This window comes from Scopulibacillus daqui, assembly GCF_016908855.1.
GTDB classification, from domain to species: domain Bacteria; phylum Bacillota; class Bacilli; order Bacillales; family Sporolactobacillaceae; genus Scopulibacillus_A; species Scopulibacillus_A daqui.
Window position 1 is genome coordinate 37,379 of the sequence record NZ_JAFBER010000003.1, and the last position, 21,536, is coordinate 58,914.

Consider the following 21,536-nt stretch of genomic DNA (forward strand, 5'->3'; position numbering starts at 1 on the left):
AATAACTGAAAATGCTTTGTTGTTTTTCGAACCCTTTTAGGAAGATGAGAGAATATGAGGACATTTAGAATAAAAATGCCGTTTATTTATAAGATAATAGCTGCCGTTCTTGTTCTGTTTATCTCTTTTTTCGCGACGATGATTTTCGGAGCGGGAGATGCAGCGGCGCATGATGTTTGGCTTGCACTGACCTCTAGGGTTGACTCAGAAGCCGCAACATTAATCCGGGAAATTCGTATGCCGCGGGAAATAGCTGCTGTCTTTGTCGGTGCAGCTCTTGCGGTTTCCGGGGCAATCATGCAAGGCATCACGCGAAATCCATTGGCTGATCCTGGGCTGCTTGGCGTGACTGCAGGAGCGAATGCCGCACTGGCAGTCACCCTGGCTTTCCTTCCTCATGCTCATTATTTTGCAATGACGATCGCTTGTATTATAGGCGCGGCGGCTGGGACATTGATTGTTCTCGGTATAGTTGGAACGGTTAGGAAAGGCGGCTTTTCGCCTTTCCGCATTGTCTTGGCCGGCGCCGCGGTTACCGCTTTTTTGAATGCTGCAGCGGAAGGCATTGGGCTGTATTTTAGAATTTCTAAGGATGTTTCTATGTGGACGGCCGGCGGTTTAATGGGAACGGCATGGATTCAGCTTAAGGCTGTTATTCCCTTTATCATCATCGGGATTGTCATGTCCTTTATCATGGCTCGTCAGCTGACCATTCTAAATTTGAATCAGGAACTCGCTGTCGGGTTAGGGCAAAAAAGCAGTCAAGTTAAAATTATTTTATTTCTCGTGATTATACTGCTCGCGGGTTCTGCGGTTGCGCTAGCCGGTAATCTGGCTTTTCTCGGGTTAATGATTCCGCATATTGTACGATTTATGGTCGGGACAGATTACAGGTTTATTTTGCCGATGTCAGCAGTTGCAGGGGCTGTTTTTATGCTTCTGGCAGATACGTTGAGCCGGACGATGAATGCGCCTTATGAAACACCGCTGGCCGCGATCATTTCAATACTGGGTCTGCCGTTTTTCTTATTTGTCGTTCATAAAGGGGGGCGGACCTTCTCATGATTCCAACAAGATTAATCAAAAAGCAGCAACTGGTTCTTTTGGTCTTGGCAGCTTTGATTTTGCTGACCGCTTTAATCGGAATGGGGCTCGGATCTGCCCCTTTATCTTACAAGAGATTGTTTTCGGTTATTTTAGGACAGGGAACATTTAAAGAAAACTTTATATTGTTTTCCATCCGGCTTCCTCGTTTAGTGATAACGATATTGGCAGGGATAGCGCTGGCTGTCTCCGGTGCCATATTACAGGGGATGACGCGAAATGACCTCGCAGATCCCGGCATCATTGGCATTCATTCAGGAGCCGGCGTTGCGATCGCTGTCTTTTTTCTCTTTTTTCCAATTGAGACCGGTTCTTTTGTATATTTGCTGCCGGTAGTTGCTTTCGCTGGGGCTTTTCTGACAGCAGGCTTAATTTACGTATTTTCTATCAGACGGGGCAGCGGTCTTCAACCGATAAGGATTATTTTAACCGGCATTGGTTTTTCCATGGCGCTATCGGGGATGATGGTTGTTCTGGTTTCATCAGGAGATCGCCAGAAAGTTGATTTTATCGCGCGGTGGATGTCGGGAAATATCTGGGGTACAGACTGGCCGTTTATTATTGCTTTAGTTCCGTGGCTTGTCATTCTTATCCCGTATACTTTATTTAAAGCCCGGCGCCTGAACTTATTAAGTCTAGACGATACAGTCTCGGCGGGGCTTGGCGTCTCTATGGGGAGAGAACGGTTAACGCTGCTAATCGCAGCAACAGCCCTTGCTTCTGCAGCCGTTTCAGTCACAGGAGGCATTGCCTTTATTGGATTAATGGCACCGCATATGGCTCGGGCGCTCATTGGACCGCGTCATCAGCTGTTGATACCGATCGCTGCGTTAATAGGCGGTTGGCTGTTAATGATGGCTGACACGATCGGGCGCAACTTGGCGGAGCCCGACGGTATTCCTGCAGGGATTGTCACTGCGCTTATCGGCGCGCCGTATTTTCTGTATTTATTAAGGAAAAAAGTATAGATGCTCTAAAAGGGAGTGTTCCTTCATGTCATAGTTTAGGTTGAAGGAACCTCCCTTTTTTGCTGCCTAATCAGTCCGCTTTTGTTTTATTTTTTTACATTTTTTCCTTGTGAATGAATAAGATCAAATTTGGATAATGGCCAAAAGCGTATGTTTACCTTGCCGACAACTTTATCCATATCAACAAAACCGAATTGGCGGCTGTCAACACTTTTTTGGCGGTTATCACCCATTACCCAAAGCTTTCCCTTAGGTACAGTTGAATGGCCGGTGTATTCTTTTAAAGTAAAGTCTTCCGTTAATTGGCCGGTGATGAGCTTATCTTTGTAAGGCTTTAAATAAGGTTCATTAACCGGCTTTCCATTGATATATAGGACATCATTTTTGTAAGCAATTTTGTCCCCCGGCAAACCAATGACTCGTTTAACATAATCTTTAGTTTTATCAGCGTGGAAGATTACAACATCGAAACGGTGCGGCTTGCTGATGTTATAGTCGATTTTATTCACGATCAGCCGATTGCCGTCCTGTAAATTGGGCATCATCGATTTCCCTTCAACGACATAACTGGAAAACAGAAAGGTCCTGATCATAATCGCGGCTATCACTGTAACCCCAAGTACCTTTAACCACTGGGGTATTTTCTTTCTGTTATTCATGATATTGCCTCCCTCCATAAGAGATTAAGCTTAGATTTCCTTGTATGAGAAACGGCACTCCTATTTCAAATGTGCAGATGTTCCAAACGATATCAGTTGGCCGATGTAGTCTGAAAAGTTTTAATGTCAGTGTTTGCAGCTGATTTTTTTAAACGAATGTTATGGTTCATCGCTGTTATGTATGTATAAATTTTACCAAATAACCGTTATCTATGTATACTGGGGCCATATCATAAGAATGATCCCTTATCTAAGACTAGCGAAAAGGAGTTTATCATAAGGTTATAGAAATATTTTAAATAGAATTTTTTTGAAGGCATTCATGTTCGGCAAGGGTGTGCCATTTGTCATTCAGGCACTTAAAATCAACGACTATGTTTTTGAGAATAAACATGGATGAATAGGAGGCTAATCATGTATTTTCTGAGTCATGAGACATAACAATTTTGCTGTTATACAAGAGGACCTCCATTATAGCGGTTGTTGTTGAAATATTAAACTGCGAATCGGGAGGCCAATATGTAGGAGCATTAGTCTATTATTTAAAGGCTGTTTCTTGGCAGGTTCCAGATTTTCATATCAAAAAATACTTGCCCAAATTGTATCGCATTCACCAGTTAATACAGTCAAATGGCTATTTTGATGTCAAACAGCACCGGTTTATTGTAAAAGCAAAAGCAATATAAAAAATGTTAAGTTAGGGGAAGAAGGATGAAATATACAGACATAAATGCGAAAAAGTGGGATCAATGGTCGAAGGAAAAGTGGATATGGACGGTCCCGATTACCCATGAACAGTATCTGGAGGCTTTAAATGGTTCAATTAAAGTTTATCTGACACCGCAGATTCAAGTACCGGAAGAGTGGTTAGCGGATATCAAAAATAAGAAAATATTAGGTTTGGCATCGGCGGCGGACAACAAGGGCCGATTTTTGCCGCTAATGGAGCGGATGTCACAATTTTAGATTATTCTGTTGCCCAATTAAATGCGGAGAGAACAGTTGCAGAACGAGAAGGCTATCAGATTAATCTTGTAAAAGCGGACATGTCGGAGAGGCTGCCGTTTGACGATGAGATCTTTGATATGATTTTTCATCCTGTTTCCAATACTTATATTCAAGATATTATGCCGCTTTGGAAAGAATGTTATCGCATTTTGAAAAAAGGCGGGCATTTGCTTGCGGGTTTTACCAATCCTGATGTTTATTTATTTGATGAAGATTTAAAAGTTGTAAATAAATTGCCGTATGATCCGCTGATTGACTTGAACGAGGAAGAACGGGAAGACGTGATAAAAAACGAAGGACTGCAATTCAGTCATTCATTTGAAACACAAATCGGCGGTCAATTGAAAGCGGGTTTTAAATTAATTGACTTATACGAAGATAAAGACTCGGACACTTTGTCACAATATATGTCCGCATTCATTGCAACAAGGGCAGTTAAATAAATAATCATTGCAAAATGAATAAAGCTGAAATGCCCTCTTGTCTTATGACGGGGCGTTTAAACCTTTATTTAAAAAAGATGCTATTTCAAAAATAACAGGAGGAATCCATATGTTTGTATCAGTCAATACCATTCCAGTCCCTCATCAAGACATGGTTTCAAGAATGGAAGAAAATTTTAAGAAAAGCGTTTCTGATTTGCATAAGATTGATGGCTTCATTCGCTTTGAATTATGGAAACAAGAGGGTCAAGTCAAAGCAGTTTCCTATTGGGAAACAAAAGAAGCTTTTGACAATTATATCAATAGTGAGGACTTTCAAAAGCATCATCACGAAAGCAGCGGAAACAAAAACCAGGCACAAGTGGAGTATTATGAAGCGAAGGAATTTTGATGCTAAAAACTTTATCTAAATAAAAAAAGAATCAAGATCGCATTTGTTTAAAATGTCATCTTGGTTCTTTTTCATTGCAAACACTTTGTCATGTTTCTTAAAAACATTCGGCTTGTTATCGGGCATGAGGCGTATTTTGCCCAATGTGAACCTCTCTTGGCAGCCGGTTGGAAACGCTGGGGATTTTTCGCGGAACAGTCTTTGTCATTTCGGAGGAGTATATGGTGACGATCATACTGCCTCGATGTGCTTTGGCCTTTATTAATATAGGCTGGCTATATTTATTTTTGAAACGGAAATCAGGGCCGTACCAGCTTACTGTCGCGTCGCGGCCCGGCGGAACGTACGGTACCCGCTTGCTGTGGGAATAGCGCTGAACGATTTGCAGCCCCGCGCGGTCAACAGCATTAAAGAGGGTTGATGACACTTGGCAAATCCCCCCGCCAACATCTTCAGACAGTTCTCCTTTTACAATAACAGGCGCTCGCTTATAACCCTTCATGATGGTCCTTATCCCGACAACTTTATTAAAAGAAAAGATGGCGTTAGGCAGAACAACATAATTGTTAATGGCATTGGCAGCCAAAGAAATGTTGTGAGACCGGTTTTTGTTATTAGGATTAAAATAAGTCACATATTGGCCGATCTGCTTTTCCTGAATGTGTGAAAGGAGTTCGCTGTCGATTTTTGGATATATGATATCGGTTGGCGCTTCTATAGAGGAAGGGCCATGGTTTAATAAATGGGTGTAGAGACGCTTTTTGAACGCTTCATGATTCAATCTGTATCCTGATTTTTCCGGAACGATTTTTCCTTGGTCATTAAACCAAGCGTTTACAGGCGCCTGGTAAATTTGCCGGTCAATTTTATCAATCAATTGATTGTATTTATTGACATCAATCAGCGGCGAACCAAGATAAGGAATTGTAAAATCTGAACGGTTAATGTTGGCAATCGTCTTGCCTTGGCGGGTTATGGATAAGTTATCAGGAAGATTAACATGCTGAGAAAATAGTAAAAATCCGATCAGCCAAATCAATTTCATTTGCGGTACCTCCCAACTTTAGTATTTGCAGGCGGGGGTTTTTTCATGTAAATAGGTAAAATGGAATTCTAGTTATAATTAATTAGAGGTGATTAAAAATAAGGATATCTATAGGGATACGCTAGCTGATAGATGGAGTAATCAAAAAAATCTAATAAAAAATGGAATTTCTGCCTAATCATATTCATTGGCTGTAAATTAGAAACTAAACAAGTAAGGAATATGATTAATATTTAGATGAAGATAATGAATATACGGTAAGATTGATAATTGAAGGATTTATCTATACAGAAGGTGGTTTGTAACGAATATTTTGATATTTCACCTGAATACATTTGTTATTTAATATTTTCTATTGACCGAATATTGTAAATGTGTTAACTTCTTACTGAAGAGGTTGTTATATATTAGATGAAATGGATGTGAAGTCCTTTTTGTATACTTTGTCAAACATATTTATTTGATGTATGAAAAATTATGTAAAATAAAAAATAAGGTTGCAGTTATGTCTCATATATTCAATACCAAATGGTTTGGTGTGTAAATTATAAGTGTAATATATTACCAATTTACTGTATAAATTTTTATAATATTATACAAAATTGCTTTGGATAACGCATTTATTATTACCATATAAAAAGTGATTTAACTATATTTAATTTTTGTCAATTGTTCAGCTTCAAATAAAACTATTTATAAGATTATTATTTAGAGGATATTCTGTTTAGAGGTTTATTGGTGGAATCGGTTGATTAACAGACTTAAATAAAGGATTGAAATGAATTAATTTGATATTTGAATGTGTGCTTTTATTTGACCCGTTATAGGGGATATTTGCAAATCATATAGGGGGACGTTACCGTATGGACAAGCTATTCGAAAACATAACAGGAGATACTCCGTATAAATTTCAAAGAGACGTATTTGAAAAATTAGTTCATGGGGAGAGTAATCTTGTTATAACAGCTCCGACTGGTGCAGGGAAAACATGGATGAGTGTCATTCCATTTATTTATGCGAAACAAAACCGTTTGGAATTCGCCGATCGTATGTTTTATGTTTTACCCCAGCGCACACTAGTGACGGCGGTCGCCAATACGATTAGACCAAAGTTAACAGAAGCAAAATTAGAGTATAAAGTTACTGTTCAAATGGGAGGGGAAAATAAAGATCCATACTTTGAAGGTGATATTATTGTTACAACGATTGATCAGCTTCTTGCGGCATATATTGGCCTTTCCTACGGTACTACACGTCCTCTGAGCAACATTCCACCAGGCGCTTTGCTCGGTTCTTATATTGTTGTCGATGAATTTCATTTATTAGAAAATGGTAAAGCGCTTACGACATTTATTGACTTAGCGCGCAGGCTATCTTCATTTACAAAGGTTTGTATGATGACTGCTACAGCTTCAACATCCTATATTAAAGAAATTGCTTCAAAGATTAATGCGCAAGATTATGAAGTTTCACCAAAGGAAATTGTTTCATTACAGAAAAATAAAAAAAGAAATGTGACGTGGGTAAACTCGCCAATTACCCCGGAATCCATCAAGCAATCACATAAAGATCGAACATTAGTTGTTGTAAATACCGTTCATCGAGCACAGCAACTGTATAAACATCTTAAGGAACTTTTAGAAAATGGCGAAATTGAACTTATTTGTCTTCATGCCCGTTTTCTTAAAGAAGACAGGTACGAGAAAGAGGATCGTATTAGAGATATTTTTAAAGAGGGTTTAGAAAAGGGTTCAGAAAAGGATTCAAAAAAGGGTTCAAAGAAACAAATGATTGTTATTGCAAATCAAGTAGTTGAAGTAGGACTAGATATTTCTGCTTCCGTTTTAATAACAGAGCTTTGTCCTGCTAATGCTCTTATTCAAAGAATAGGAAGATGTGCCCGGTTCGGCGAAGTAGAAGGTAAAGTTTTTGTGCACGAATTAGAAGGAAAAACTACGTATCCTTATACAAAAGATATTGTCGATAAAACAAGGGAATATTTGATTAAAAATACACCTATAAGAACAACGGCAATCGAAGAAGCAAAAATGGTTCAAGAGATACATGAAGAAGTGGATCGCAGTATAAGATTCCCAATTGATAAAAGAAAAAAAGAAGTTGAAAAATCTCTTTCGGATGGACATGTGTCGAACATCAGAAAATTAGTTCGAGAAGTGAATAATGTTCAAATTATTATTCATGAAAAACCTTGGGAGATAGATATTTTCCAAAAACCGCAACAGTTTTCAATTCCCATTTCAATTTTAAAAGCAAGGTTAAAAGATGCTCCTCTATCAGAAACGGTATATTATCCATATTTTTCAGAGGAAACCAAGTACAGGGAGCAACCGGAATGGAGGCCGATTCATCAAATAGATGAAATCGGTGAACACTTATTTCTATCCCTATCCTCGCGAATCGTTACTTATTCTAAGGAAATTGGTTTGGTTATAGGGGAGTCTGGGGAATTTTCTTCGCCATATTCAGCGCAATCAAGTGCCAAAAAGGAACCGTATTCTTACACGAAAGAGAGCTACGTCTTTCATGCGGAAAGTGTAAGAAGCTTAATTCGCAGTCAAGATCAATCTTATCAAGTTTTTACAAAAAAACTAGCTCAAGAACTTCAAACTGATAGTGAAACTATAAATGAATTTGCTAGTCTTGTGGGTGCTCTTCATGATGTGGGAAAACTAAGAGAAGATATTGCTTATTTTTATTTAACGTGGCAAAAAGAAGTGATTGGTGAAGAAGCAAATGAATATTTAGCCCATACGGATTACAATCCGGAAAGCAGCTATCATCGTGAACAGATAAAAAAATATAAAAAACAGCAGTCACATGCGCCCGAAGGAGCTTATATAGCTGCGCCGTTAATTGAACAATTTATGAGGAATAAATTTAGGCTGCCGGAAAAATATCATTCTCAAATCTTTAGGGCCGTTGTGGAAGCGATTAGAAAACATCATAACGCTTATGTGAAAAAGACTCAATGTTATCGTCTTGTTAGTGATGCGGAAAAAGTAGTAGAGAAAAGTTTAAAAGAGTTTAATATGAAAAGTATTGATCTTAACTTATCACTTGGCCCGGCAAAGAAAGTAGGGGTAAGTAAAATTAAGATTTGTCCCGATGAGAAACTTGGTTGGATGATTTATTGGTTTATTGTTAGAAGATTGCGGATCGCGGATCAACTGTCGCAAAAATTAAAAAACGAAAGGAGGTGATTTGTAATGCCGGGAAATATCTTTTATTTTTTGAAAAAACATGGCAGCTATGGAGATGCGTTAGCTGCGGTTGGGTTAGCGGAAATGATTTCAACCGTTTCTCATGTTGATGATGTTATTATTGAGGATCACGGAGCTTATTTTACGTGTACAACGGAAGAAGAAATAGACCTTATTAAGGTCGATGTAAATAAGCTTGTTCAATATCCCTGTTTTGATTATGTTCAATTCAATGAAAAAGATCCGAAGGCACCGCCGGAGGCGTATCCATACTATAAAGAAAAGGAACTTTATCAAGTAGAAAAAGAGCAAAAGAAGAAGTCGCGGAATAAAGTAGCAGCGCTTATTAGTGATGAAGAGATTCAAGCGGACAGTGTAAGTGACGATTATTTATTAATGCAGAGTTTAAGAATGTTGCAAGCTTTAGATACAAGTAATAAGTTTTACAAGGCAATTGAAAAAGCAAAGAAAGAAGATCTACAAAAGACGATTCAACTACGTCTAGAAATGTACTCCAAACTCGAACAAAAAGAGATTAAGAAAGAACCATTTAAAGTTTCTGTGTCCGCAGTTCAAGCTTATAATCCTGTTGTTGGGAAAGGAGTTAATAAGGCCAAAGCAAACTCTATTTCTGTTGCTACCATTTCAAACAAGTTTGTTGACTGGTTTGAAGAATGGTTAAGATTTATTGGATCAAAGATTATCTTAAATGCTTATAAAATAGAAAAAGATTTGAAATTTGCCGCGATCGTTCCTCAAAAGGCCAATATACGGACGATTAAGGATTTAAGACAGAAGTTTCTTTCTCTTAGAACATTTACATCCAGTAAAAATGATATTATTGTTTCCCTCGGATTAACAAAGTTTTTGGTTGAAAATTCTGAGGCATTTAAACGGCTTTTCAATGATGATTCTTTTTTTTCATACTTACCAAGCGATATCATTTCTGGACTTTCAACAGCCTACTTTAAAAGTCTAGGCTCTGGCCGCGCATTAATCAATAATTCTTTCATATCGTTTCCAAAATGGTTCCCGATTGTTGACGAAAGCGATGCTGATTTATGGATAGATGTGATTGAAGATCATGAGAATGTGATTCGCTCATTGGACGAGAGAAAAAGTGAAGAAATGGAGCTTCTTTTAGATTATCGCAACTTTTTGTCTGGTGGAGGATGGAGAAATTTTCTGTCCTATTTATCATCATATGGAACATTATATATGAGGCGAAAAGATGCTGGGAAATTCGTGGTTCAACACTCATTATCAATTTTCGAAAGGATGTGTAAAAGGGTGGGTTCTATATACGGTGAAGTAATGGCAAACGAAGGTTTTAAGGAAATTGCTAAAGCCATGCGTGAAGCAACGGTCAATGAACAATATCGCAAATCGAGAAATCAGCAACAATTTGAAATTCACTATGGACTGTTCCAAGAAATTAAACGAGAAGCAAAGTTTAAAGATCAAGTGATTAATCCAATAAGTAAATTTATTAGCGAATATAACATGGAAACAGTGAGGAAAATGGAACAAAAAGGCGCTGAATACAAAGGAAGAAGATTAATTTCTTATGAAGCCTTCGAACAACTTGTTCAACTATTTAAAAACTACCCGGAAAAATCAGAAACTATTGCTCTTCTTTTAATAGCGGCAGCTTCGTGTTATGACGGAAAGAAAAAAGAAAAAGGAGGAAATGAACGTTGATTAAAAATGTAACAATTTCTGGTTTACTAACAATGGACATGCATGCATTAAACAATGAAGGCGGCGAGGGGAATCAATTACAGACGCGCATGGTTCATGTTGTTGATGGAGAGGGTGAACTTCAGGTTGTTAATGCCATCAGCGGGGATATGTTAAAGCATATTCAAGCAGAACATTTAATTAACATTTCCTTAGAAAAAGATTTTTCGCTTTGCGATGGTTGTAAAGTATTTGATGCAAACAGGATTAATCGAGACGGGGCGTTTTTTGAACGGCTGAAAGATGAGAAAAAAGGAGATCTTATTATCGATCAGCTTTTGCCGCATTGTGTGATTGATGATTTAGAAGGAGTAATGATTACAAGAGATGGTAGGTCAGTATCACGAAAATCTGTTGTCGAATTTGGGTGGCTAGTCGGGCTGCCGGAATTTACACGTACAGAATCCTATTTCCATGTAAAGTTTGATCAGTCACGTGAGAAGGGATCGGGTGATGAATCGGGGGCAAACTTAGGGCAAAATATTTTTTACCGTCCGGCAAGTTCAGGGAAATATGCCATTGTAGTGAATTTAGAATTAAGCCGAATCGGTTTTAATGATATTACTCGGGAATATATTCTGTCGTCGGAAGAAAGAATTAAACGGACACAAGCGCTATTAGAAAGTGTTTTATTTACGTTTATTAAACCATTGGGAGCACATCGTAATACACAAAATCCGCATATATTAAATTTCGAAGGAGTAATAAGCTATTCTCATTCAAGTGTTCCTGCTCCGTCGGTCAGTGCTCTAAATGAAAAATACAGAGAAGAAATGGAAGGAATTATACAACAGTTAAATCGTAGCTATAACGGACAAGTCGATGCCAAACGATTTGATAATCAAGTTGAGTTTTCAAAGCGGATTATGGATTTAATCCAAGAATTGATGTAGGTGGTAGAATGGGTTGGTTAGTTGGTCGTTATAAGTTTACCGCACCTTTTTCATTAAAAAGTTCTTTAGCAACAAGTTCTGGTGGTCGAACAAATCTATTGCCTACAATGTATTCGTTTAAGATGGCTTTAATTAACGCAGCCTTTCAAATGGGGAAAGATGGAGAAAAAGAATTTGAATGGATTAAAAGGTTGGATATAAGGTTTAAACCTCCTAAAAAAGCAATCGTTCAAAATTCGTTTGTGAAAATTCTCCGTGAATCGCGAAAAGAAGTTTTAAAAGACAATCCAGATCAATGGCTTTCTCCAACCGTTTCGTTAAGGGAATATATCATATACGATGGTGAGTTATTAGTCGCTATTAAAGATTCTTTACTGATGGATGAACAAGTACAAACACTTGAAAAATTAATGGTTCATATTAATCAATTAGGTAAGAGAAGCTCCTTTGTCCAATTTATCTCATTCACGAAAATGAATGAGATCGATAGGGCTTTTACCTTTTTATTAAAGGATGAAATGATTCAAATGCCATCATCTTTAACGGTTCAGTATCTTGATGATATGGGAGAAAAAGCAATCTTTTCTTCTATTAATAGTTTTGATCAGAAAAGAGCAACAATTGGAAAAGACCGTTTGTTTGTACCGGTTGGCATACCCTACAAATTAAAAAGGTCAAGTAGGAGCTACTCCTGTTATGAACGAATAGATTGAATGTTATAAGGCTTCATTATAGATGATAGTGAAGCCTCTAGATTTTTTATAAAGGAGAATGAATAGTGAGTTTTACCTTTTTTAATGAGTTTAAGGTAGCGCGATTTTATGCAATGTATTCCGTAGGAGAAGAAGGACTTTATCTCCCCGCGTATAAAGGTTCAACATTTCGTGGAGTCTTTGGAATGGCATTAAAAGAAGTTGCATGCAATTGTCCGAAGGGTTCCGGGCACGAGCCATATTGTATATACGCTTACTTATTTGAAACAGCTTTATCAAATACAGAAGCAAATCATTTACCTCGTCCATTTATATTGGAACCGCCAAATAACGAAGAGGAATATTATCCGCCGGGGGAAAGGATTTGGCTTGGGTTTACATTATTGGGGGGAGCGATTCAATATCTGCCTATTATTATCTATACTTTAAAATTGTTAGGTGAAAAGGGGTTCGGAAAAGGGAAACATTCCGCAAAACTTGTCCAAGTTTTTTCATTAAATTTATCGGGATCAATGGAATCCATTTATAAAATAGATAGTCCAACCATTTGTAATCACTTTAGTATATATACCGGCAGTGAAATTATTGAACATTTCTTAAACAAAAATCATAAAATAAATCAATGTACATTACATTTCGTTACCCCAACAAGACTAAAATATAATGGACAATATACGGATTATCCAGAATTTCACATCGTTTTACGTTCAATAGTAAGAAGAATTACTTCATTATATTATGTTCATCATAATGGAGAGAAACAGTCAGAAAACTGGGCTTTACTTTTCGAAACTGCGGAAAATATTAAGTTGATCAAAAGCGCGGTACGCTGGTATGATTGGGAGAGATACTCAAATCGTCAACATCAGCGTATGAAAATGGGGGGGATTGTTGGACAAGCAACTTATGTAGGAGATCTTCAACTATTTATCCCATGGTTGATTCTTGGAGAATATGTGAATTTAGGGAAAAATGCAACATTTGGATTAGGGAAAATAAAAATAATATTAAAACATTAAAAAGAGAGTGGTAATGAGGTATTATTTAAATAGAGGATTGACAATAACAGTAACGGATTTTTTACTTAATTTCGAAGCTTACCCCAAGTTTGCCACAAAAATGAGATCTTCGAAATTAATTCAAATTTTTAAAACCAGTGATATTTAGAAATCCTTATTATTACGGGCAAACTGACACATAATAAAATGCGGTAACAAAGATAATGACTCATATTTGAGGATTGAAACTAAAAAATCCCATATTCTTTCGTTCCCCTTTTTTAGTAACAAAGATAATGACTCATATTTGAGGATTGAAACTTGTGCAATGATTAAAGATGCTAAAATATTATAATTGTAACAAAGATAATGACTCATATTTGAGGATTGAAACCAAGGGGCAGCAGGTGCAAATGGTTTTCCTTCTGAAGTAACAAAGATAATGACTCATATTTGAGGATTGAAACTCACATGTTTTATCTGATCCAAGTGATATTTTTATGTAACAAAGATAATGACTCATATTTGAGGATTGAAACATCGAAAAAATACTTGCTTAAAACAAACGATAGCTTGTAACAAAGATAATGACTCATATTTGAGGATTGAAACAAAAAAACGATTTTTATCAACTTCCGACAGAATACCGCTTATTTTAACCGTAACGAAGCGACAGCAGGTGAAGGTTAAGGAGGGGATAAATGTCGGCTAGGCGACAGCCTAAAGTGACTCTCTCGTAAGAACCTTTTCAGCGGCTTCGCTTTAACATTTACTTTAATAAATACTCATTTAACAAACATCGTTTTAAAAATGAGACACTTGGCAAAAATGAATAATAGATTAGGAGGTGACTTTGAATGATGTTAAAAGAGATTATTGTTGATGACTACGGTATTAGTTTGTCGAAAAAGAGTGAAAGAATGGTTCTAAGGAAAAATGGTAAGGTTATTGCAGAATATGCAATTAAGGAGCTCAATGATTTGGTAATAAGTTCCAAATGTGGAGCGGTTTCGATTTCCTTACTAGAAGAGCTGATCCAAAATGGCACTCAAATTCATTTTGTAGATTACCGTGAGGAACCATTTGTTACGATATATACACCGGCCCACCACGGTTCAGTAAGAGGGAGAAGGGAGCAATTGTTAAGCTTCTTTGATGAACGATCTGTTGAACTATCGAAAAGGCTCATTCATGCGAAAATACAGAATCAAATCAATGTATTGAAATATTTTTTGAAAAGCAGAAAAGCAACAAAAGGTAGCCAAAAAATAGAATCGTCGATTGTTTCAATGAAAAATTATTTGCAAAAGCTGAGCGAAATTACAGGAATGAATATTGATGAGGTTCGCCAAAATATTTTAACCTTAGAAGCGCATGCAGCTAAACAATACTGGAAGTGTATACAGATTGTCCTTTCAGATAAATGGCCTTTTCCTAGTAGAAATAAAAATTCAAATGATGAAGTAAACATGATGCTAAATTACGGTTATGCAATTTTAAGGTCGCGTATCAGCTCCTCTATTTTACGTGCCGGATTAGAGCCATATGCTGGTTTTATTCATATCGATCGCTCTGGAAGACCATCCCTCGTTTTAGATGTAATGGAAATTTTCCGTCCGGCAATTGTCGATCGGGTAGTAATTTCGTTAGTGACCCGTGGATATCAGCCAAAACTTGACAAGATGGAGGATGGCTCTCTATTTTTAGACATTAACACTTTAAACACACTACGAACTCACCTATTAAAAAGATTTGAAAAGAGAGATGACTATCGAGGGAAAAAATTTATGATAAAAACAATCATTCAATTACAAACTCGAGAATTAGCATCCTATTTTCGAAATGGAACGCCGTTTAAAGGTTATATTGCAAGGTGGTAGATATGAACATTTTGCTTATTTACGACATATCAGAAGATAAATTACGGACAAAAACTTCGGAAACATGTAAAGATTATGGCCTTGTTCGAGTTCAGTACAGTGCCTTTTACGGAAGTATGAGTAAAAACTTATATGGTGAATTGCAGCGTAAATTAAAGGATTTACTCAAAAATAGTGAACGTAGCAGCGTCATTATTTTTCCTTTAAGTCAAGAAAGTATCGATAAAGTTGTTTCTCTCGATTTTAATTACTCAAAAACGGCCATTTAATCAGGAGGAATTCAAATGGAGATTCTTGCTACAGATATTAAGCAGTTTGTTTATTGTCCAAGAGTCATATATTATACATATGTAGAGCCTGTTCCTAAAAAAGTAAGTTTTAAAATGAAATATGCAAGACAGCAGCATCACATATTAAACCAAAAGGAGAAACGTCGTAGTCTTAAAAGATATCATCTTATTGATGGGGAACGACTATTTGGATATGAAATTTATTCAGACATGCTTAATATTCGCGGAAAAGTGGATATCCTAATTGATACAAAGAGAAAACAGGGTCAACAATATTTTCCAGTAGAATGTAAAGATTCGGATTCGAAAATTCATAACAACGTGAAGTACCAATTAGTTGCGTATGCAATGGCAATTGAAGAAATGACAGGTACGAGAGTAAATAAAGGATTTATTTATAATATCAATGAGGGGAAAGCGTACCCGATAGAAATTACTAAAGAACAAAGAGACTTTGTAAGAAAAATGATATCCATGATTAAAAAAATAGTTTATGAAGAGTATTTTCCCGAACCGCGATCACGAAAACGATGTTTCGATTGTGAATTTAGAAGGTACTGTAATGATTTGGATATAGAAAGTGATAATAAGGTAAGGAAACAAAATTTTAAAAAAGTGCAAGAACTTTTTAACTTAAAAAAGCCCGCTCCCTGAAAAAGTTATGAAGAAAGGGCTAAAAATATTAATAACTTTTAAAAATATCATAATCAAATGTGTTATATTATGGGTATAGATAATATTCGAAGCAGACCCTTATTTTTGCACAAAAAATGAATCTTCGATTAATTAATCGGTTTTTTAAAATCTTTGTATTAGATAAACCTAAACTGCTAAAGAGTTCTTTGCTCTGTATAAATTGCGGTTACAAAGATCTAGACTCAGATTAGAGGATTGAAACTTCAAAACTTGATTGCTTAGTAGCAAGAACACTAGGCGTTACAAAGATCTAGACTCAGATTAGAGGATTGAAACCTTGAAAAGACCGTCCATAAATTTGAGCATGACTTTGTTACAAAGATCTAGACTCAGATTAGAGGATTGAAACATTGTACATTAATAACATCTTCTAGCATGTGTTCCTGTTACAAAGATCTAGACTCAGATTAGAGGATTGAAACGAACGTTGTGAAAAATGTGATTACTGTCGGTCTACAGTTACAAAGATCTAGACTCAGATTAGAGGATTGAAACCATTCTTACCCTTGCCGCAGCTAATGTCATTTTTAGGTTACAAAGATCTAGACTCAGATTAGAGGATTGAAACTAATGAAAAACAAAAACAGATTAAGAGAAATCGGGATAGTTACAAAGATCTAGACTCAGATTAGAGGATTGAAACGAACACGGGCACTTATAACAACAGGTGGTTCATATGGTTACAAAGATCTAGACTCAGATTAGAGGATTGAAACTTTTTATAAAACAGATATAAAAGGGTCATAATCTTGGTTACAAAGATCTAGACTCAGATTAGAGGATTGAAACATATCGATTACGCCCGGTCTTGCATCTATTGTTTCAGTAAGTTACAAAGATCTAGACTCAGATTAGAGGATTGAAACCATTCAACCGTCAAACCACCCGCCACAAAGACACATTCCGTTACAAAGATCTAGACTCAGATTAGAGGATTGAAACTTCATACTCTTGTTCATTCAAAAAAATGGCGCCTCTGTTACAAAGATCTAGACTCAGATTAGAGGATTGAAACATTGCAAACTTAGCATTTTTACCATAACCACGTTTTGTTACAAAGATCTAGACTCAGATTAGAGGATTGAAACTATTAAATGCACCTAAAATGCTCGGTGATGGTGGCTAGTTACAAAGATCTAGACTCAGATTAGAGGATTGAAACTCCAGTTTTTAATCTTGAATTCATCAAGTTCAAACGGTTACAAAGATCTAGACTCAGATTAGAGGATTGAAACTCTTAATTTGGAACGGTATTAAAAGGTTTATGAAATGTTACAAAGATCTAGACTCAGATTAGAGGATTGAAACTCGAGAATTTGAAAACGGTGGATATGTCCATGTTAGGTTACAAAGATCTAGACTCAGATTGAGGATTGAAACAGCAACGAAAAAACAAAAGTCGCGTTTGGGCAGACCTGTCGAACTTAATGATGCGGCAATGATTTACTTCTTAGTGGCAAGGATTACCTAACGAATTCCATTTATTAAAGACTTAGTCAAGCGATTAAAAAACGACATTTATTAAAGGGTATTCATGAACGTGTTCCACTTACCACTTTGCGCTATGAAGTAATGGATGCCGGGTTCGAATTCTGCAGGTCTGTTTTTCTTTTAACAATAGAATTATGAAATTGATTCAAATAAAAAGAATCAAGATCGCATTTGTTTAAATGTCATCTTGGTTCTTTTTCATTGCAAATACTTTGTCATGTTTCTTAAAAACATTCGGCATGTTATCGGGCATGAGACGCATTTTGTCCAATGTGAACCTCTCTTGGCAGCCGTTTGGAAACGCTGGGGATTTTTCGCGGTACAGTCTTTGTCATTTCGGAGGAGTATATGGTGACGATCATACTGCCTCGATGTGCTTTGGCCTTTATTAATATAGGCTGGCTATATTTATTTTTGAAACGGAAATCAGGGCCGTACCAGCTTACTGTCGCGTCGCGGCCCGGCGGAACGTACGGTACCCGCTTGCTGTGGGAATAACGCTGAACGATTTGCAGCCCCGCGCGGTCAACAGCATTAAAGAGGGTTGATGACACTTGGCAAATGCCCCCGCCAACATCTTCAGATAGTTCTCCTTTTACAATAACAGGCGCTCGCTTATAACCCTTCATGATGGTCCTTATCCCGACAACTTTATTAGGGGATCAACTAAATGTTAATGGCGGAACAGTTTATACAATTCACCATAGGACACATATGCACAGAAAAAAATATGGGCATCCACAGGTGGGTGAATATTTAGTTAGCCCTTGCCGTTCCTGCAGCATACAAATCATCGCTATAATATTCTGTTGACAAAAACATAAACATATATTAATTTTGTTTATATAATATATAGATATATTTTGGTGGTGTTTAAATCATGGATCGGAATGATTTGTTTTGGGAAGCATCTGTGGAGGAACTGAAAAAGGGCTTTATAGAAAAAGATAACAGCTTTATTTGCTTGCTTTGCGGAAAGGTGTTTGAAAAAGGTATTATTTATCCGGAAGATGGCGTTTTTTATGAGGCAGAGAAGTATACGCGGCTTCATATTGAACATAAACATCAATCCGTTTTTGATTACATCATTTGTATGGATAAAGAAATGACAGGTCTATCGGATCATCAGAGAAATCTTCTTCAGTTGTTTTATCAAGGGAAAAGTGATAAAGAGATCCAAAAGGAAATGGGAATTGGAAGCACCTCGACGATTAGAAATCACCGTCACACTTTAAAAAAGAAAGAGCGCCAGGCGAAAATGTTGCTGACCCTTATGGAGCTTGTAAAGGATAATGAAAAACGGCGTCAGGAAAATGACTTTTTTGAAACGGTTGAAATCTTAGACGGGCATTATAATATCTCAAAAGAAGAGTATAGAAAAATTTTAAATATGAACTTTCCGAAAGGTCTTAACGGGCCTCTGAGGACACTTAATGTAAAAGAAAAACAAAAAATCGTTGTTCTGAATGAAATCGCCAAACGCTTTGACAAACGGCTTATTTATTCCGAACAAGAGGTCAATGAAATGTTGAAGCCTGTCTATCATGATTATATTGGATTGAGAAGATATTTGGTTGATTATGGATTTTTAGATCGTCAATCAGATGGAAGCGAGTATTGGGTAAAAATGAGTTCTGAAAGAAGGGGAACAAAGAGCATGGATCGAAAAAAAGAGTTAAGGAAAATATATAAAGACTTGAAAACCAAAGCGGGTGTCTATCAAGTTAAAAATACGAAAAATGGAAAGATCTTTGTAGGAAGCACAATGGATATAAAAACATTAAATGGGCTCCGCTTTATGCTGAAAAACGGCGGCAATCCCAACAAAACGCTTCAGAATGAATGGGATGAATTTGGGGAAGGTGCGTTCGTTATCGAAGTGTTGGAAGAACTTAAGACGGAAGAAACAGAGCGTTCTAAAATCAAAAAGGAATTAGAAAAGCTTGAAGAGAAATGGTTAGTCAAGTTAAAGCCGTATGGAGAAAATGGATATAACTAAAAAATGAATAGGGGAAATGAACGTGGAGAGATCACGAGAAAAAGAAAATATGAGTTCACAGGTTAATGGAAATGGCGAAAAGCCGATTTGGCGGAGCATGCTAATATTTTTAATCCCGCTCCTTCTCAGCAATGTTTTGCAATCAATCGGCCAGTTAGTTGGCAGCGTGGTTGTCGGCCGCTGGCTCGGGGTCAGCAGCTTGGCGGCTATTTCAGCCTTTTTTCCGTTATTTTTCCTGCTTGTTTCTTTTGCGATAGGCATAGGTTCAGGGAGTTCGATTCTCATCGGCCAGGCCTATGGTGCACGCAATGAAGAGCGCTTAAAGGCGATCGTCGGTACAACACTGACGTTCACTTTCCTTGTTGGATTAGTGTTGGCTGTTGCCGGCGGTATCTTTACATGGGACATTCTGCGTCTGATGGGCACACCGGAGAATGTTATCGGCGTGAGTGTCCATTATGCTCGTATTCTGCTTATTTCAATGCCGATCATGTTTTTATATTTTGTCTATACAACTTTTATACGCGGTATAGGGGATTCAAAGACGCCTTTTTACTTTCTGATTATTAGCACCGTCCTGAATTTGGCGTTGTTGCCGGTGCTGATCTTTGGCTGGCTGGGCGTTCCTAAATTCGGCATCTACGGCGCGGCGTACGCAAATGTTATTTCAATGGTTATTACATTTATCGTTATGCTGATTTATTTAAAGAAAGTAAAACATCCGCTCCGATTCGATGCATCTGTCCGGCGGCATCTTGGGATGGAAGGCAGCTTGCTGAAATTATTGCTTCGTCTCAGTATTCCGTCAAGCATTAATATGATTTTGGTTTCCTTATCTGAAATCGCTGTAATCACATTTGTGAATAGCTATGGTTCTGAAGCTACCGCTGCGTATGGTGTTGTGAACCAAGTTGCCAGTTACGTGCAAATGCCGGCAGTAAGTCTTGGCATTGCTGTCTCAATATTTGCTGCCCAGTCTATTGGCGCTAATCAATTCAATCGCCTCAAACATGTGATACAGGCAGGTCTTGCACTGAATTATATGATTGGCGGGATCTTGATCGTTTTGATTTATCTGTTTTCAAACGGGATTCTATCTTGGTTCTTAACAGACAAAAGCACACTGGCCATTGCCCATAGTTTGTTAATGATCACATTATGGAGTTATTTAATTTTCGGCCATGCGCAAATCATTACTGCGACCATGAGGGCAAGCGGAACCGTCCTTTGGCCGACTGTGTTCAGCGTTATATCCATTTGGCTTGTTGAAGTGCCTGTGGCATTTGTGCTTTCACACTACACAAGCCTTGGCATTAAAGGAATCTGGATTGGATATCCGGCAGCATTTATCGTGAGTCTTATCTTGCAGTATTCCTATTATCAATTGGCATGGAAAAGAAAACGCATCGAGCGCCTTGTTCAATAAATAGAGGATAAACCGTTTCAACAATGGCGCATGCCGCTTGCTTTATGCCATACGCGGCATTTTAATTGTTAAACCATTTTTTGCGGCAGTCTATAATATCCTGTCTGTAATGGTCATTTCGTTATATTATAAACTGTAAAAATGATGATATAAAAAATTGCATTTTCTTATTGACTTCGTTTTATTATTCTGTATAATAAAAAACATCAAAACAAACGGAAACAAAATCGATGACAAAGAGAGTAGTTGCATGGACACTGCGAAAAGCGAGCCGGGATGGTGGAAGCCGGTGCAGAACATGTAATGAACCGCACTTTAGAGATGTCAGCCTGAACGGGCGAAAGCTTGAATAGGGCTGGCCGGGTGACGCCCGTTAACATGTGAGAGCTGATTCCGGGTTTTTTATCGGAATAATAAGAGTGGTACCGCGGGTATTGATATATACGCTCGTCTCTTTTTTTAAGAGACGGGCGTTTTTTATATTATCAGAGATATCTTGGCAGCATAAATGCAGCTGCCATAGAGTTGATAGCAAAGTTGACTGTGAACAGAGCAGGTCAGCAAGACTTGT

Annotated in this window: 17 protein-coding genes, 2 pseudogenes, 2 CRISPR repeat arrays and 1 other annotated feature; of the genes and pseudogenes, 16 read left to right on the plus strand and 3 right to left on the minus strand. The window is 37.4% G+C overall.

The genetic code is table 11. The features are described from left to right. Positions 1 to 54 precede the first annotated feature (54 nt). A complete protein-coding gene (locus JOD45_RS03540) occupies positions 55 to 1,065 on the plus strand; it encodes a FecCD family ABC transporter permease (RefSeq protein ID WP_205002492.1) in 1,011 nt (336 codons plus the stop codon). After that, entirely contained in the window at positions 1,062 to 2,072 is a 1,011-nt protein-coding gene (locus JOD45_RS03545; protein ID WP_205002493.1) for a FecCD family ABC transporter permease, read from the plus strand. The genes JOD45_RS03540 and JOD45_RS03545 overlap by 4 nt, the downstream gene beginning before the upstream one ends. Positions 2,073 to 2,158: 86 nt before the next feature. Here JOD45_RS03545 and lepB read toward each other — a convergent pair whose 3' ends face one another. Then, a complete protein-coding gene (gene lepB / locus JOD45_RS03550; RefSeq protein ID WP_205002494.1) occupies positions 2,159 to 2,731 on the minus strand; it encodes a signal peptidase I in 573 nt (190 codons plus the stop codon). 521 nt (positions 2,732 to 3,252) lie between these two features. Here lepB and JOD45_RS03555 point away from each other — a divergent pair. From JOD45_RS03555 to JOD45_RS03565, 4 genes and pseudogenes are all read left to right on the plus strand, one after another. Next, a pseudogene (locus JOD45_RS03555) lies at positions 3,253 to 3,417 on the plus strand (SAM-dependent methyltransferase); the annotation flags it as partial. Positions 3,418 to 3,442: 25 nt separating this feature from the next. Continuing rightward, entirely contained in the window at positions 3,443 to 3,697 is a 255-nt protein-coding gene (locus JOD45_RS16480; RefSeq protein WP_239549056.1) for a hypothetical protein, read from the plus strand. Further along, positions 3,691 to 4,182 (plus strand): class I SAM-dependent methyltransferase, encoded by a 492-nt coding sequence (locus JOD45_RS03560; RefSeq protein WP_338056021.1) that lies wholly within the window; start codon positions 3,691 to 3,693, stop codon positions 4,180 to 4,182. Before JOD45_RS16480 ends, JOD45_RS03560 begins: the two co-directional genes overlap by 7 nt. A gap of 109 nt (positions 4,183 to 4,291) precedes the next feature. Then, positions 4,292 to 4,573, plus strand: a complete 282-nt coding sequence (locus JOD45_RS03565) for an antibiotic biosynthesis monooxygenase family protein (RefSeq protein WP_205002496.1) — start codon at positions 4,292 to 4,294, stop codon at positions 4,571 to 4,573. 115 nt (positions 4,574 to 4,688) lie between these two features. Here the strand turns inward: JOD45_RS03565 and JOD45_RS03570 are convergent, their stop codons facing one another. Continuing rightward, positions 4,689 to 5,618 (minus strand): VanW family protein, encoded by a 930-nt coding sequence (locus tag JOD45_RS03570; protein ID WP_205002497.1) that lies wholly within the window; start codon positions 5,616 to 5,618, stop codon positions 4,689 to 4,691. Positions 5,619 to 6,481: 863 nt separating this feature from the next. On the opposite strand from JOD45_RS03570, the gene cas3 reads away from it, so the two are divergent. From cas3 to cas4, 8 genes are all read left to right on the plus strand, one after another. Further along, positions 6,482 to 8,839, plus strand: coding sequence for a CRISPR-associated helicase Cas3' (cas3, locus tag JOD45_RS03575; RefSeq protein WP_205002498.1), 2,358 nt, complete (start codon positions 6,482 to 6,484; stop codon positions 8,837 to 8,839). Between the two features lie 6 nt (positions 8,840 to 8,845). Continuing rightward, complete coding sequence (locus tag JOD45_RS03580) at positions 8,846 to 10,540, plus strand: hypothetical protein (RefSeq protein WP_205002499.1); 1,695 nt, start codon at positions 8,846 to 8,848, stop codon at positions 10,538 to 10,540. Further along, entirely contained in the window at positions 10,537 to 11,472 is a 936-nt protein-coding gene (locus tag JOD45_RS03585; RefSeq protein WP_205002500.1) for a DevR family CRISPR-associated autoregulator, read from the plus strand. Before JOD45_RS03580 ends, JOD45_RS03585 begins: the two co-directional genes overlap by 4 nt. Positions 11,473 to 11,480: 8 nt before the next feature. After that, positions 11,481 to 12,185, plus strand: a complete 705-nt coding sequence (locus JOD45_RS03590; RefSeq protein ID WP_205002501.1) for a type I-A CRISPR-associated protein Cas5 — start codon at positions 11,481 to 11,483, stop codon at positions 12,183 to 12,185. 65 nt (positions 12,186 to 12,250) lie between these two features. Continuing rightward, positions 12,251 to 13,204, plus strand: a complete 954-nt coding sequence (cas6, locus tag JOD45_RS03595) for a CRISPR system precrRNA processing endoribonuclease RAMP protein Cas6 (protein WP_338056018.1) — start codon at positions 12,251 to 12,253, stop codon at positions 13,202 to 13,204. Positions 13,205 to 13,395: 191 nt separating this feature from the next. After that, a CRISPR array of direct repeats spans positions 13,396 to 13,795; the repeat unit is 37 nt; unit sequence GTAACAAAGATAATGACTCATATTTGAGGATTGAAAC. A gap of 245 nt (positions 13,796 to 14,040) precedes the next feature. Next, the gene (gene cas1 / locus JOD45_RS03600) at positions 14,041 to 15,063 is read left to right on the plus strand and encodes a CRISPR-associated endonuclease Cas1 (RefSeq protein WP_239549057.1); all 1,023 of its coding nucleotides are present in this window, start codon (positions 14,041 to 14,043) and stop codon (positions 15,061 to 15,063) included. Between the two features lie 2 nt (positions 15,064 to 15,065). Continuing rightward, positions 15,066 to 15,332, plus strand: coding sequence for a CRISPR-associated endonuclease Cas2 (gene cas2 / locus JOD45_RS03605; RefSeq protein ID WP_205002502.1), 267 nt, complete (start codon positions 15,066 to 15,068; stop codon positions 15,330 to 15,332). Between the two features lie 15 nt (positions 15,333 to 15,347). After that, on the plus strand, positions 15,348 to 16,007 hold the full coding sequence (cas4, locus tag JOD45_RS03610) for a CRISPR-associated protein Cas4 (RefSeq protein ID WP_205002503.1): 660 nt from the start codon (positions 15,348 to 15,350) through the stop codon (positions 16,005 to 16,007). Between the two features lie 207 nt (positions 16,008 to 16,214). Next, positions 16,215 to 17,357: a CRISPR direct-repeat array (repeat unit 37 nt; unit sequence GTTACAAAGATCTAGACTCAGATTAGAGGATTGAAAC). Between the two features lie 425 nt (positions 17,358 to 17,782). On the opposite strand, the pseudogene JOD45_RS03615 reads toward cas4, so the two are convergent. After that, positions 17,783 to 18,196 (minus strand): annotated as a pseudogene (locus JOD45_RS03615) (VanW family protein); the annotation flags it as partial. Positions 18,197 to 18,420: 224 nt separating this feature from the next. Here JOD45_RS03615 and JOD45_RS03620 point away from each other — a divergent pair. Both JOD45_RS03620 and JOD45_RS03625 read left to right on the plus strand, forming a co-directional pair. Beyond that, positions 18,421 to 19,539 carry a DUF2087 domain-containing protein gene (locus JOD45_RS03620; protein ID WP_205002505.1) on the plus strand — a complete coding sequence of 373 codons (1,119 nt, stop codon included), beginning with the start codon at positions 18,421 to 18,423 and terminating at the stop codon, positions 19,537 to 19,539. 49 nt (positions 19,540 to 19,588) lie between these two features. Further along, positions 19,589 to 20,965, plus strand: coding sequence for an MATE family efflux transporter (locus JOD45_RS03625; protein ID WP_239549070.1), 1,377 nt, complete (start codon positions 19,589 to 19,591; stop codon positions 20,963 to 20,965). Positions 20,966 to 21,186: 221 nt separating this feature from the next. Further along, positions 21,187 to 21,423: a binding site (T-box leader), on the plus strand. Positions 21,424 to 21,536: the final 113 nt, after the last annotated feature.

What these genes read in the sequence shown, in the direction of transcription:
- JOD45_RS03540 (WP_205002492.1), top strand. Translation starts at nt 55, where the DNA reads ATGAGGACATTTAGAATAAAAATGCCGTTTATTTATAAGATAATAGCT.
- cas2 (WP_205002502.1), top strand. Translation starts at nt 15,066, where the DNA reads ATGAACATTTTGCTTATTTACGACATATCAGAAGATAAATTACGGACA.
- cas4 (WP_205002503.1), top strand. Translation starts at nt 15,348, where the DNA reads ATGGAGATTCTTGCTACAGATATTAAGCAGTTTGTTTATTGTCCAAGA.
- lepB (WP_205002494.1), bottom strand. Translation starts at nt 2,731, where the DNA reads ATGAATAACAGAAAGAAAATACCCCAGTGGTTAAAGGTACTTGGGGTT.
- JOD45_RS03570 (WP_205002497.1), bottom strand. Translation starts at nt 5,618, where the DNA reads ATGAAATTGATTTGGCTGATCGGATTTTTACTATTTTCTCAGCATGTT.
- JOD45_RS03620 (WP_205002505.1), top strand. Translation starts at nt 18,421, where the DNA reads ATGGATCGGAATGATTTGTTTTGGGAAGCATCTGTGGAGGAACTGAAA.
- JOD45_RS03545 (WP_205002493.1), top strand. Translation starts at nt 1,062, where the DNA reads ATGATTCCAACAAGATTAATCAAAAAGCAGCAACTGGTTCTTTTGGTC.
- JOD45_RS03590 (WP_205002501.1), top strand. Translation starts at nt 11,481, where the DNA reads ATGGGTTGGTTAGTTGGTCGTTATAAGTTTACCGCACCTTTTTCATTA.
- JOD45_RS03580 (WP_205002499.1), top strand. Translation starts at nt 8,846, where the DNA reads ATGCCGGGAAATATCTTTTATTTTTTGAAAAAACATGGCAGCTATGGA.
- JOD45_RS03625 (WP_239549070.1), top strand. Translation starts at nt 19,589, where the DNA reads ATGAGTTCACAGGTTAATGGAAATGGCGAAAAGCCGATTTGGCGGAGC.
- cas3 (WP_205002498.1), top strand. Translation starts at nt 6,482, where the DNA reads ATGGACAAGCTATTCGAAAACATAACAGGAGATACTCCGTATAAATTT.
- JOD45_RS16480 (WP_239549056.1), top strand. Translation starts at nt 3,443, where the DNA reads ATGAAATATACAGACATAAATGCGAAAAAGTGGGATCAATGGTCGAAG.
- JOD45_RS03565 (WP_205002496.1), top strand. Translation starts at nt 4,292, where the DNA reads ATGTTTGTATCAGTCAATACCATTCCAGTCCCTCATCAAGACATGGTT.
- cas1 (WP_239549057.1), top strand. Translation starts at nt 14,041, where the DNA reads ATGATGTTAAAAGAGATTATTGTTGATGACTACGGTATTAGTTTGTCG.